At 60.1% G+C, this 12,461-nt stretch carries 13 protein-coding genes and 3 tRNA genes; 7 read left to right on the plus strand and 9 right to left on the minus strand.

Features of this window, described 5'->3' with window-relative positions; all coding sequences use genetic code 11:
• Window positions 1–83: 83 nt before the first annotated feature.
• The 5 genes from PQR53_RS15445 to rph form a co-directional block, all read right to left on the minus strand.
• Window positions 84–431: a hypothetical protein gene (locus tag PQR53_RS15445; protein ID WP_408455200.1), complete on the minus strand. Its 348-nt coding sequence runs from the start codon at window positions 429–431 to the stop codon at window positions 84–86.
• A 92-nt stretch (window positions 432–523) separates the two neighbouring features.
• Window positions 524–613, minus strand: a tRNA-Ser gene (locus tag PQR53_RS15450).
• A 55-nt stretch (window positions 614–668) separates the two neighbouring features.
• Window positions 669–1,898 carry a radical SAM family heme chaperone HemW gene (hemW, locus tag PQR53_RS15455; protein WP_408455203.1) on the minus strand — a complete coding sequence of 410 codons (1,230 nt, stop codon included), beginning with the start codon at window positions 1,896–1,898 and terminating at the stop codon, window positions 669–671.
• Entirely contained in the window at window positions 1,895–2,542 is a 648-nt protein-coding gene (gene rdgB / locus PQR53_RS15460) for an RdgB/HAM1 family non-canonical purine NTP pyrophosphatase (protein ID WP_408455205.1), read from the minus strand. The genes hemW and rdgB overlap by 4 nt, the downstream gene beginning before the upstream one ends.
• Window positions 2,535–3,275 carry a ribonuclease PH gene (gene rph, locus PQR53_RS15465; RefSeq protein ID WP_408455208.1) on the minus strand — a complete coding sequence of 247 codons (741 nt, stop codon included), beginning with the start codon at window positions 3,273–3,275 and terminating at the stop codon, window positions 2,535–2,537. The genes rdgB and rph overlap by 8 nt, the downstream gene beginning before the upstream one ends.
• Before the next feature lie 302 nt (window positions 3,276–3,577).
• On the opposite strand from rph, the gene PQR53_RS15470 reads away from it, so the two are divergent.
• The 5 genes from PQR53_RS15470 (at window position 3,578) to PQR53_RS15490 (ending at window position 8,625) form a co-directional block, all read left to right on the plus strand.
• The gene (locus PQR53_RS15470; RefSeq protein WP_408455211.1) at window positions 3,578–4,501 is read left to right on the plus strand and encodes a YicC/YloC family endoribonuclease; all 924 of its coding nucleotides are present in this window, start codon (window positions 3,578–3,580) and stop codon (window positions 4,499–4,501) included.
• 18 nt (window positions 4,502–4,519) lie between these two features.
• Complete coding sequence (gene gmk, locus PQR53_RS15475; protein ID WP_408455214.1) at window positions 4,520–5,200, plus strand: guanylate kinase; 681 nt, start codon at window positions 4,520–4,522, stop codon at window positions 5,198–5,200.
• Window positions 5,201–5,341: 141 nt separating this feature from the next.
• Window positions 5,342–5,545, plus strand: a complete 204-nt coding sequence (gene rpoZ, locus PQR53_RS15480; RefSeq protein WP_006025620.1) for a DNA-directed RNA polymerase subunit omega — start codon at window positions 5,342–5,344, stop codon at window positions 5,543–5,545.
• Window positions 5,546–5,649: 104 nt separating this feature from the next.
• On the plus strand, window positions 5,650–8,004 hold the full coding sequence (locus PQR53_RS15485) for a RelA/SpoT family protein (protein WP_323043301.1): 2,355 nt from the start codon (window positions 5,650–5,652) through the stop codon (window positions 8,002–8,004).
• A 132-nt stretch (window positions 8,005–8,136) separates the two neighbouring features.
• The gene (locus PQR53_RS15490; protein WP_408455217.1) at window positions 8,137–8,625 is read left to right on the plus strand and encodes a phage protein NinX family protein; all 489 of its coding nucleotides are present in this window, start codon (window positions 8,137–8,139) and stop codon (window positions 8,623–8,625) included.
• A 115-nt stretch (window positions 8,626–8,740) separates the two neighbouring features.
• Here PQR53_RS15490 and PQR53_RS15495 read toward each other — a convergent pair.
• Window positions 8,741–8,817 (minus strand) — tRNA-Arg (locus tag PQR53_RS15495).
• A 74-nt stretch (window positions 8,818–8,891) separates the two neighbouring features.
• Window positions 8,892–8,968: transfer RNA gene (locus PQR53_RS15500), tRNA-Arg, on the minus strand.
• Between the two features lie 120 nt (window positions 8,969–9,088).
• Here PQR53_RS15500 and greB point away from each other — a divergent pair.
• Window positions 9,089–9,658, plus strand: coding sequence for a transcription elongation factor GreB (greB, locus tag PQR53_RS15505; protein WP_408455220.1), 570 nt, complete (start codon window positions 9,089–9,091; stop codon window positions 9,656–9,658).
• Window positions 9,659–9,862: 204 nt separating this feature from the next.
• Here greB and PQR53_RS15510 read toward each other — a convergent pair whose 3' ends face one another.
• On the minus strand, window positions 9,863–11,011 hold the full coding sequence (locus PQR53_RS15510) for a porin (protein ID WP_408455223.1): 1,149 nt from the start codon (window positions 11,009–11,011) through the stop codon (window positions 9,863–9,865).
• Window positions 11,012–11,543: 532 nt separating this feature from the next.
• Window positions 11,544–11,792 carry a hypothetical protein gene (locus tag PQR53_RS15515; protein WP_408455226.1) on the minus strand — a complete coding sequence of 83 codons (249 nt, stop codon included), beginning with the start codon at window positions 11,790–11,792 and terminating at the stop codon, window positions 11,544–11,546.
• A 443-nt stretch (window positions 11,793–12,235) separates the two neighbouring features.
• Between PQR53_RS15515 and PQR53_RS15520 the strand changes: the two genes are divergently transcribed.
• On the plus strand, window positions 12,236–12,439 hold the full coding sequence (locus tag PQR53_RS15520; RefSeq protein WP_159003235.1) for a cold-shock protein: 204 nt from the start codon (window positions 12,236–12,238) through the stop codon (window positions 12,437–12,439).
• Window positions 12,440–12,461 lie beyond the last annotated feature (22 nt).

The following is a 12,461-nucleotide window of genomic DNA, read 5'->3' on the forward strand; positions in this document are numbered from 1 at the left end:
GAAGAAATGAGACCGGTCCGAAAATTGAAATGTCTGCAAGGATTGATGGAAGATCCGCAATAGCTAGCGACACGGCGGCGCGCTTATCGAAGTTTGGCGTGCGAAGAAGTTTGCGCCGACTCGCTGCCAGCCTGACGCGCGCCACGTCTGTCTATCAAGATCTGTGCGTCGTGACGGCGCTGCGTTTCTGGGACGATACGCCGCCATTCAGCATGGGTTGTGCGCTCCCGGCAGACTTGAACCAGAAGGTCACCAAGATTTTGATATTTCTTAGCCGCACCCCGCTTGCCCCGAATTAGCCGCAGTTCGTTTTGCAGCCGGTTCACGCGCGCCGGGCTTCTCTGTTCGAACGAATCCGGCAGGAATGCCTTTACCGATCGCTCGGCGGCGGCAAGCGCACGAACAAGGTCGGCGCGTTGCTGTTCAAGCACCTCACGTTCGCGCGCGATGACAGGCTGATTGATGAGCTACAAAAAACAAAACCCTGCAAATTATTGAATTTGCAGGGTTTTGTGGGGCCTTCTGGCGGAGGCGGTGAGATTCGAACTCACGGAAGGATCACTCCTTCGCCGGTTTTCAAGACCGGTGCCTTAAACCACTCGGCCACACCTCCAAGCCCTAAATTGTAACCTGAAAAATCCTCGTTGCGGCGCTCGCTGACGCCGCAATCACTGCGGATCTTTCAGAAACAGTTCTTGCAGATCGTTCAGGAAGGCTTGGCCGAGCGGCGTCGGCGCAATCTTTTCGTGGTCGCGTGTAATCAGCTTGCGCCGTTCCGCCTCCTGCAAAGCCGGCTCGATCGAGGTCATCGACATACCCGTACGCTCGATAAACCGATGCACCGGAAAGCCTTCCACCAGCCGCAATGCGTTCAGCATGAACTCGAACGGCAGATCGCGCGGCCCGACTTCATGCTCTTCCTGCACCGCCGTGCCGGCCAATGCCTGCTCGATGAAGGTGGCCGGATGCTTGTAGCGCGCCTGACGCAGCACGCGGTTCGGAAACGACAGCTTGGTGTGCGCGCCCGCGCCGATGCCGAGATAGTCGCCGAAACGCCAGTAATTCAGATTGTGCTTGCTCTGCCGATGCGGCTGCGCATACGCGGAAACCTCGTAGCGTCCGTAGCCGGCAGCCGTCGTGCGCTCGTGAATCCAGTCCTGCATGTCGGCGGAGGCATCGTCGTCGGGGAGCGCGGGCGGGAATTTCGCAAACAGCGTGTTCGGTTCGAGCGTGAGGTGATACAGCGACAAATGCGGCGGCGCGAACGACAACGCCGTCTCCACGTCGGCCTGGCATTGCGCGAGCGTCTGCTGCGGCAGCGCGAACATCAGATCGAGGTTGAAGTTATCGAAGGTGGTCGCCGCCACTTCGACCGCATGGCGTGCTTGCGTCGCATCGTGAATCCGGCCGAGCGCCTTCAGATGCGCCTCATTGAAACTCTGGATGCCCACCGACAGACGATTCACGCCGCTCGCACGAAACTGCGCGAACTTGGCGGCTTCGAACGTGCCCGGGTTGGCCTCGAGCGTGATTTCCGCATCGGCGTCGAGCGGCAGCAGCGCGCGCACGTCGGACAGCATGCGGTCGAGCCCGCCCGCCGACAGCAAGCTGGGCGTACCGCCGCCGATGAACACCGTATGCACCTGGCGTCCCCACACGAGCGGCAGCGCCATTTCGAGGTCGGCGCGCAACGCGTCGAGATACTCGGTTTCCGGGAACGTGTCGCCTTTCCATTCATGCGAGTTGAAGTCGCAGTACGGGCATTTGCGCACGCACCACGGAAAGTGCACATACAGCGCCAACGGTGGCAACGAGGTCAGGCGAATGCTGCCCGGCGACGTGAATGCCTTGATGACGCCATTGCCGATATCGGCGGGCGCCGGTTTGATCGGAATCACGCTTCCTCCGTCAAACGCGCGAGCAGTTGGCGCAACGCAATCGCGCGATGGCTGCTGGCGTTCTTCACCGCCGGTTCCAGTTCCGCGGCGCTCGCATTCAGCGACGGCAGGAAGAAGTACGGGTCGTAGCCGAAACCGTGCGCACCGCGCGGCGCATCCAGCATTTCGCCGTGCCAGCGGCCTTCGGCGATCAGCGGTTCGGGATCGTCCGCATGACGCACGAGCGCCAGCACGCAGTAGTAATACGCGCGACGATCGGTCTCACCTTGCAAGGCAGCAACGAGTTGCGCGTTGTTAGCCGCGTCGCTCTTTTCACCGCCGGCGAGCTGCGCGTAACGCGCCGAATAGACGCCCGGTGCGCCGCGTAGCGCACGCACGCACAAGCCGGAATCGTCGGCGAGCGCGGGCAAGCCCGTGAGTCGCGCCGCGTGACGCGCCTTGGTCAGCGCGTTTTCGACGAAAGTCGGATACGGCTCTTCCGCTTCCGGCACGTTCAGTTCGCCTTGCGCAATCAGGTCGATGCCGGCCGCGCCGAGCAGCGCCGCGAACTCGCGCAGCTTGCCCGCGTTGTTCGACGCCAGCACGACTTTCTCTAACGGCGAGTCAGACGCAACCGGGCCGTTGTCGTGGCGAACTTCACTCACTCTTTTGCTCCAGCGCTTCTTTCTGCTTCGCGATCAGCGTGTTGATGCCGTCGCTCGCCAGATCGAGCAGCGCATTCATTTCATCGCGCGAGAAAGGCACGCCTTCGGCCGTGCCCTGAATTTCGACGAAGCCGCCCGCGCCCGTCATCACCACATTCATGTCGGTGTCGCATTGCGAATCTTCGTCGTAGTCGAGATCCAGCACGGGCAGGCCGTCGTACACGCCGACTGAAATCGCCGCGACATAGTCGCTGATCGGCGAACTTTCGATGCGCCCCGTAGCCAGTAGCCTCGCCACCGCGTCATGGGCGGCCACGAAGGCGCCGGTGATGCTGGCCGTGCGTGTGCCGCCGTCCGCCTGGATTACATCGCAATCGATGTGCAGCGTGCGCGCGCCGAGCTTCTCGAGATCGAACACCGAGCGCAGCGCGCGGCCGATCAACCGCTGGATTTCCTGGGTGCGGCCGGTTTGCTTGCCACGCGCGGCTTCGCGATCGCTGCGCGTGTGCGTGGCACGCGGCAGCATGCCGTATTCGGCGGTCAGCCAGCCCTGGCCACGGTCGCGCAGGAACGACGGCACGCTTTCGGCGATGCTCGCCGTGCAGATGACCTTGGTGTCGCCGAATTCAACCAGCACCGAGCCCTCCGCGTGCTTCGTGTAGTGGCGCGTGATGCGCACGTCGCGCAGCTGATCGGCCTGGCGGCCGCTGGGGCGTTGGGTGGTGTTGGTCATGTTGGATGGTCTGGAAGACAGGCAGGAGGGAAAGCGCAATTTTACCGCTGATCGCCGCGGGCGCGGGGCAGCCGGTCGCTGGGACGCCTGCCGGCACGTAGCGGGGCTTTGCGCGAGGCAACGCTTTATGCGTGCTGCCCTCGTTGGAAGCGGCTGAGAAGCGGGCCGAGAAGAGGGGCCAAGGAGCGGGCTCGCCGGCAAAAATGGGATAATGTGGATTCTCCGCCCCGCGTCTCGTAAACGCCGGGCGATTCAACTCTCCGGCCATCGTCGAACGCATGGCCACAATCGCGAGAAACACGATGATCTACAGTATGACTGGCTATGCGAGCGCCACGCGCGAACTCGTCGCGGCCTCGGGCACAGGTGGCGTGAGCGTATCGGTTGAACTGCGCACCGTGAACTCGCGCTTTCTCGATCTGAACTTCCGGATGCCGGAAGACGTGCGCGTCTCTGAACCGACGTTGCGCGAAATGCTGATGAACAAGCTCTCGCGCGGCAAGGTCGACATCCGTATCAATCTGCAGCGCAGCGAGCAGTCGGCCAACGCGGGCTCGGTCAATCGCGAAGCGCTGGCACAACTGGCGTTGCTCGAGCGCACGGTGTTGTCGACGTTTCCGGAAGCAGGGCGCCTGCGTACCGGCGAAATTCTGCGCTGGCCGGGCGTGCTGGCCGAAACCGGCGTGGCGCCGGAAGTGCTGCGCGATGCGGTGCTCGCGTGCGGCAAGCAGGCGATTACCGATCTGATCGACGTGCGTGCCCGCGAAGGCGCGCAACTCGCCACCATGCTGCTCGCCAACGTCACCGAAATGGAAGCGATCGTCACGAAAATCACGCCGCTTGTGCCGGAACTGATCGCGAAGCACCAGCAGAAGATCGTCGAGCGTCTGCAGGAAGCGCTCGGCATCGCCGCGCCCGATACGGCGGCGACGCTTGTCTCACGCGAGGAAATCAACGAACGGATTCGCCAGGAAGTGACGATGTACGGCATCCGCATCGACATCGCCGAAGAACTGTCGCGCCTCACGGCTCATCTGAACGAAACGCGTCACGTGATCGAGAAGGGCGGCAAGGTCGGCAAACGGCTCGACTTCATGATGCAGGAACTGAATCGCGAAGCGAACACGCTCGGTTCGAAGGCGGCTGCGAAGGAACTGGCCGATTCGTCGATGACCCTGAAGTTGCTCATCGAACAGATGCGCGAGCAAGTACAAAATCTGGAATAAGGCTGGAGCAACGCGAACATGACCAACCAAACACGCGAACACAGCGCACCGCGCAATCCTTACGCCGGTGCTTATCCCGGCAATCTGTTCATGGTTGTCGCGCCTTCGGGCGCGGGCAAGTCGACGCTCGTGAATGCGCTGCTCGCCGGCGACGACGCGATCCGTCTGTCGATCTCATACACCACGCGCCCGCCGCGTCCGAAGGAGCAGGACGGCGAGCACTATCACTTCACGACTGTCGACGATTTCCTGACGCGTCACGCTGAAGGCGAGTTTCTGGAAAGCGCGGAAGTGCACGGCAACTACTACGCCACTTCGCGCGTGTGGATCGAAGAGCAGATGAAAAGCGGGCATGACGTGCTGCTCGAAATCGATTGGCAAGGCGCGCAACAGGTGAAGAAACAGTTTCACAATGCTGTAGAAATTTTCATCTTGCCGCCGTCGCTCGATGCCCTCGAAGAGCGTCTGAAAAAGCGCGGCCAGGACGAACCGAACGTGATCACGCGGCGTCTTCTCGCAGCCGGTAGCGAGATGGCGCACGCTGCCGAAGCGGAATATGTCGTGATCAACGAGAACTTCGATCGCGCGCTCGGCGAACTGCAGTGCCTCGTGGCGGCGACGCGTTCGCGCTTCGCCTCGCAATACGCGCGCCACACACAGCTTTTCGTGCAGCTCGGAATCCACCTGCCACACGCGTGAGCGCGGCGGTGTGCCGAGCACATAAGGTAGAATAAGCAACATCAATTAACGCCCCCAGACCTGTCGCTTCGCGCCAGGCCCCCCGAGGGGGACAAGAAAACTTGGGGCGGCCCAGCGTTTTCTTGCAAGAAGGAACCCAACATGGCCCGCATTACCGTCGAAGACTGCCTCAAACAGATCCCGAACCGTTTCGAACTCGCGCTTGCCGCGACCTATCGCGCGCGTCAGCTCGCGCAAGGTCACACGCCGAAGATCGAAAGCCGCGACAAGCCCACGGTCGTCGCATTGCGTGAAATCGCGGCTGGCCAGGTTGGCGTCGAAATGCTGAAGAAGGTGCCGGTTTAACGCGCACCGTTGCGTTTTGCGATTTTTGCTTTGCCTGCATTTGCTACATGTAATTGCATCAACGTACAGACCGGCGTCCAACCCTAACCGCTACGGAGGCGAAATTGAGTACTACCCCGCCCACCGCCACGGAAGTGGAACACGACGCCGACTCGCCCTCGTCTGCACGGAAGTACATCGACGCGGTCCTCGAACAGTCGTTTCGCCATCTGTTCGGGCCGACCGCCACGCCGGAGCAACCGCGCCGGCATGACGTCGTTTCGATCGCCAAGCTGACCTCCGCCTTGTCCGGCTATTTGCAGCCGGAAGAGATCAAGGACATCAAGGCGGCGTTCCATTTCAGCGACGAAGCCCACCTCGGGCAGTATCGCCAGAGCGGCGAACCGTACATCACGCATCCTGTCGCCGTCGCGGAAATTTGCGCCGGCTGGAATCTCGACGCCCAGTCGATCATGGCGGCGCTGCTGCATGACGTGATGGAAGACCAGGGCGTGACGAAGGCCGAACTCGCCGAGCGATTCGGCGCGAAGGTCGCGGAACTGGTCGACGGCTTGTCGAAGCTGGACAAGATGGAGTTTCGCAATCGCGAAGAGGCGCAGGCGGAAAACTTCCGCAAGATGCTGCTCGCGATGGCGCGCGACGTCCGCGTGATTCTGGTGAAGCTCGCCGACCGCCTGCACAATATGCGCACCCTGGGTGCGGTGCCGCATGAAAAGCGCCGCCGCGTGGCGCGCGAAACGCTGGACATCTACGCGCCGATCGCCCATCGGCTCGGCCTGAACAATACCTATCGCGAGCTGCAGGACCTGAGCTTCGCGAACTTCAATCCGCATCGGTACGCCACGCTCGAGAAAGCCGTCAAGGCCGCGCGCGGCAACCGGCGTGAAGTGGTCGGCAAGATTCTCGAGTCGGTGCAGCGCGCGATTGCCGACGCGAAGCTCGCCGCCGAAGTCACCGGCCGCGAAAAGACCATCTTCAGCATCTACAAGAAGATGCGCGACAAGCAGTTGTCGTTCTCGCAGGTGCTCGACGTGTACGGCTTCCGCGTGGTGGTCGAAAGTGCGTTGGAGTGCTACACCTGCATCGGCGCGTTGCATGCGCTCTACAAGCCGGTGCCGGGCAAGTTCAAGGATTACATCGCGATCCCGAAAGTGAACGGCTATCAGTCGCTGCACACCACGCTGGTCGGCCCGTTCGGCGCGCCGATCGAGTTCCAGGTGCGCACGCGCAAGATGCACGAAATCGCTGAAGCGGGTGTCGCCGCACACTGGTTGTACAAGAACGGCGGCGCGGACCTGAACGATGTGCAGAAGCGCGCGCATCAATGGCTCAAGTCGCTGCTCGACATTCAGAGCGAAGCGGGCGATTCGAGCGAATTCCTCGAACACGTCAAGATCGATCTGTTCCCGGACGCAGTCTACGTGTTCACGCCGAAGTCGAAGATCATGGCGCTGCCGCGCGGCGCCACCGCGCTCGACTTCGCGTATTCGATCCACAGCGACCTGGGTAACCAGTGCGTCGCGGTGAAGATCAATAATGAACTGCTGCCGCTGCGTACGGAGCTGAAGAGCGGCGATATCGTTGAAGTGATCACGGCGCCGTATTCGAAGCCGAATCCAGCATGGCTGGGCTTTGTACGCACAGGCAAGGCGCGTTCGGCGATCCGTCATTATCTGAAGACGATGCGACTGAACGAGTCCGTGCAGCTCGGCGAGCGGCTGGTCGATCAGGCGCTGAAGGGCTATGGGCTGGCGCTTTCGGATGTCACACCGGAAGCGTGGGAAAAGCTCGTGCAGTGGACAGGCAACAAGAACCGTCAGGAAATCTTCGCGGATATCGGCCTCGGCCGGCGCGTCGCGGCGGTCATGGCCAAGCGCATCGAGGTGCTGATGAGCGGCCGCGACGCCGACGACGACGGCTCGCGCGACGGCACCGTGTCGCATGCGCCGCCGGTTGTCATCACCGGCACGGAAGGCATGTCGGTGCAGCTGTCCGCATGCTGCCGGCCGATTCCGGGCGACGACATCATGGGCTACATCGGCATCGGCCTTGGTATGGCGATCCACACCACGGATTGCCGCGTCGCGCAGCGCATCCACCGCCGAGATCCGGGCCGTTGGATCGACGTGGCATGGGCGCCGCAGCCGGGCCGCCTGTTCGACGTCGCGGTGAAGGTGCTGGTGAAGAACACCAAGGGTGTTTTCGCCCGCGTGGCGGCCGACATCACGTCGGCGGATGCCAACATCGTCCACATCGCGATGGACGAAGACCTGTCGCAGGAATCCACGGTGTTGCGCTTCGTCATCCAGGTCAGCGATCGCGTCCATCTCGCCAACGTGATGCGTCGTGTCCGGACCAATCCGGACGTGATGCGTATTGCGCGCGAGCGGCCGAGCGAGGAAGGACATCACCGTCATGACGGCGGGATGCGGATCGACCGCGAGCGGGCGGATTACTGATCTGACGGCTGGGCGAGTCTGCTCGACGAACGCCGGGACGTTTGGCCGCCTCGTGGGGCTTCTGGCGGACCTTCCGAATCTGAACGCACCCCTCGCCAGCGAGTCTCACCGGAACTTTAAGGGAGAACGCTTATGAACGTAGCTGACCTCACCGGGATGACGCTCGATTATTGGGTCGCCCGCAGCCTGCACGACTTCGTGCGCGAAATCCACTTTACCGACAGCGGCGAAACCGTCTCGATCCGCGGCATCGACGGCGGCCGTCCATGGGATGGCCGTTTTACGCCGTCCACGTCATGGGAAGCGGCCGCCGCGGTGCTGGAGCGAGCGCAACGGCTGGAAGTGCGAGAGCGAACTGACCATGGCGCGGCACATTGCATCGCGGAATTCGAAGGCGGCCATCGAACCGTGGAAGGGCGGGGCGACTCGTTGCGCGTCGCGCTGCTGCGGGCGTTCGTCGAAAGCCGCTTTGGTGATCGCGTGGACGATGTGTTGCGCGAGGCGCAGGCTATCACTGGAGTGCGTGCGGAGCTGATCGGCGAGGAATTGCGGGGAGGTTCATTCGAGGATGTGCCCAGTCCCGAGGGGCAGATCGGGGATATTCAGTCGGCACCGCGTTAGTTGCCGTGATCCTGCCAAGGCCTTCTGACTTGGCGGGGTCTGTCCTGGCGGGCGCGTTGAAGCAAAACGGTCGCGCAAAAACAAAGGGCCTTCCGATCGGAAGGCCCTTCATAAATGGTGCGGCTGGCAGGATTCGAACCCACGACCCCTTGGTTCGTAGCCAAGTACTCTATCCAACTGAGCTACAGCCGCACGCTAAACAGGTGATACTGCGATGAAACTGAGGTAAAACATAGGGCCTCCCCGGAGGGAGGCCCTCAAATAAGTGGTGCGGCTGGCAGGATTCGAACCCACGACCCCTTGGTTCGTAGCCAAGTACTCTATCCAACTGAGCTACAGCCGCACGCAGAAACGAGATTATAGCAAAGGTTTTCAAAAAGGGAAGCATGTAACTGCGATTTGTCTCATTGCCCCGATCGTGTACCCTTGATAGGCAGTCGCTTGCTGCAGTTACCGGACCATCATGAACAAGGCCTTTGTCAAAGAGTCGAGCGAAGAGAATGACGACGATCTCGACGTCGCCCAGCCCGAAATCCCTCCGGGTACGAAAAACTACATCACGCCCGCCGGCTACCGGCGTATGCGCGATGAGTTACTGCATCTGATCGATGTGGATCGCCCCGAGGTCGTCAAACTGGTGTCGTGGGCGGCCTCGAACGGCGACCGCTCGGAAAACGGCGACTACATCTATGGAAAGCGCCGTCTGCGAGAAATCGACCGGCGAATTCGCTTTCTGACCAAACGGCTTGATCTCGCCGAAGTGGTCGACAGCAGCAAGCAGGAAAACGTCGATCAGGTGTTTTTCGGCGCGACAGTGGAGTACGCGACGGAAGACGGCGAAGTGCATACCTTGACTATTGTCGGCGTCGATGAGGTCGACCTGGATGTCGGCCACGTGAGTTGGATCTCACCGATCGCGCGAGCGCTGCTCAAGGCGAAAATCGACGATACGGTGACGTTGTACACACCCGCCGGCCCGCAGCCGATCGAAATCTTAGACGTCAAGTATCCGTTGCCTGATACCGGCGGCTAGGCCAATGCATGAGTGCGATGTATGAGTCGGGCGAGGGCACGCGGCTCCGACAGCGGCGGTTTCAGCGCAATTGCCGGCAATTTGTGCCCATTCGGCGTCCGACGCCGCCCGATCTCGTTCCGTTTTGCAAAGCGTGCTTTCGGCGCGGCATAAAAAAAGGCGCCGCGGACGGCGCCTTCGATACTGCAGGTATTGCCAAACGCTTTAGAAGCGGTGACGCAGCCCTGCGGTTACAGCGACCTGCTTGTTATTGCCCGAAGCGCCCAGGCCGTTGATGTCGGCGTCGACGATGGCGCCTTCATTGACTTGCTGGTACTCGCCTTGCAAGTACACGTCCGTACGCTTGGACAGTGCGTACGCCGTTTGCAAGTTGAACTGGTTCCAGTGCGGACGCGTGCCGGCCAGGCTGGCACGGGTGTACGTGTACGAACCAGCGATGCTCACCGCCGGCGTCAGCGCGTAGCGAGCGTTAGCTTCGAAGTTCTGGAAGTGCGCACTGTCGCCGTTGAAGCCGCCGATACCCGCCGTTTGCCCCGACGCACCTGCGCCGATACCGGCCAGGCCACCCAGGTTTGTTTGCGAGTACACAAGGCCGAACGTAGCCGGGCCGAATGCATAGTTAGCACCTGCGCCCCACGTTTGCTGGCGGCCAGCAAAGAACGTGTTGTCGCTCGACACTGCGCCGCCCGAATTGAACGCCGCAGCCGCACCCGTTGCGCCGTTGCTGTTCAGTTGCAAGTAGGCTGCGGCGAGGTTCAGGCCGCCCCAGTTATACGATGCGCCCGCGCTGTAAGCACGGTTGTTGGCGAAGCCGTCGGCCTGATTCGAGAAGCCGTACAGGGCGCCGAACTTGAAGCCGCCATAGTTCACGCTTTGGTACTTGACTGAGTTGTTGACGCGGAACGAGTTGTTCAGGTTGTCGTTGTCAAACGGGTGCGCGAACTGCGTGCCGCCGTATTGAGTGCCGGTGAGTGCCAGCGGACCCACGTAGTCGACCATGCTGTCATATTGACGGCCGAGGGTTACGGAGCCGAACTGGTCGCTCGTCAGGCCGACGAACGCTTGACGGCCGAATTCGCGGCCACCTTGTTTCAGCGTGCCGTCATTAATGCCGAAGCCGTTTTCCAACGTGAAAATTGCCTTGAGACCGCCACCCAGGTCTTCAGAGCCGCGCAAGCCCCAGCGGCTGCCGTTCACCGAGCCGCTCGTTTCTTGCCAGTTGCTGTGACCGTGCTGGTTATTCGTATAGGTGATGCCGGCGTCGATCAAGCCATACAACGTGACGCTGCTTTGGGCATGCGCTGCAGTTGCTAAAACGCCCGTGAGGGCCGCGACCATGAGAGTCTTTTTCATCTTTGTAACTCCGAGAGCGAGAGTGGGCATTTAACCCAGGCTGATGGAGACCTTCACGCGGGCGCTGCGAGAGGCGAAATCCGCATGACAAGCGCGCTGTACTCCAAACGCGCCGGTTTCCAATTAGGCAGAGTGTAGATAGACCCTCACGAAGCGAGAATTCCGATTCGCACAATAAAGTATTACTGGATATGAAACGATGGGCGAATGCCGTTTAAGCCTTGCTGATAAAGGCTTGCAGCGGTATTGGGGGAGAGTAAAAGTGGAGTGGACCGAAATGCGTTGCTCATTTACTACAGTAATCGATGCAAAAAAACAACGTGGTAAATCGATAAAGAAATGATTGTTGTCGCGCTAGCAATAGATGATTGTTAATTATGCGAATAATCGATATCGGCTAATCCGCTATACTGAAATCTCTGCTTTCCGAAGCAGACTTTTTCGTTGACGAAAAAGATCTCCAAACCTTTGTCGGCGCGACCTTCCAGTCGCGCTTTTTTTTGCCTGTCGATTTTGAAATTGCGGACGCTGGTCAGTGCGCGGGCGCGGCACCGTCCGCTTCGTTCCAATCAGCCGGCAGTGAGGCGCTCCAGTCTTCCATCACGTAGCGACGGGCGTCCATCGGCGACGAGAGCAGATTTTGCCAGTGGTCACCATGCCACATAGGATCGAATTCGAAGGCCGAATGTGTCACAACCGTCGACTCGGACTGAGCTGGAACCGTTTTTACGTGCGATTGGGTAAACCAGGCGATGAAGCGACGGAATTCATTGAACAGCATGGCAATCTCCTGACTCGCATTGACTCCTTTGCGACTGATTTTCATCATCCTGTGTCGAGTGCGGCGCAACAACTCGGACAAACACTTACTAGAAACATTTTTTGTTACAAATTACCCGCGCATTGCCGAAATTTTTCCCGATTTTTCGTATGTCGCGTTTTGGGTGGGTAATATTGACGTGGCTTCCTTATTCAGTTTCCGCTGAATATGCGGATATGATTTTTATTCATCTGACATTGACTTATTGCGTAGCGTGCTAAGGGCAGATGAAAAATTCGCTTGACGTTGATTCTGCGATACCCGTATAACGGCAATGCTGAATTTCAATCGTCAAATCTGCTGGTGCAGGGTTTTCAGAAACGCTCGATCGTAGATGAAGCAACGTTGAAATACGGCTTGAGGGCAACGCCCGATTTTGATTAATCCTCGAGGGAAACTGGAATATGGAAACTGGTATCGTCAAATGGTTCAACGATGCTAAGGGCTTTGGCTTCATTACATCGGATTCGGGTGGCGAAGACCTGTTCGCGCACTTCTCGGAGATCCGTGCCGAAGGCTTCAAGTCGCTGAAAGAAAGCCAACGCGTTTCTTTCGAGGTCAAGGCAGGTCCGAAGGGCAAGCAGGCGGCGAACATTCAGCCGCTCTAAGTCGCGTTGCGCTGCTCCGCCG

The sequence above is a fragment of the Paraburkholderia fungorum genome (assembly GCF_046027605.1).
Classification (GTDB): Bacteria; Pseudomonadota; Gammaproteobacteria; order Burkholderiales; family Burkholderiaceae; genus Paraburkholderia; species Paraburkholderia fungorum_F.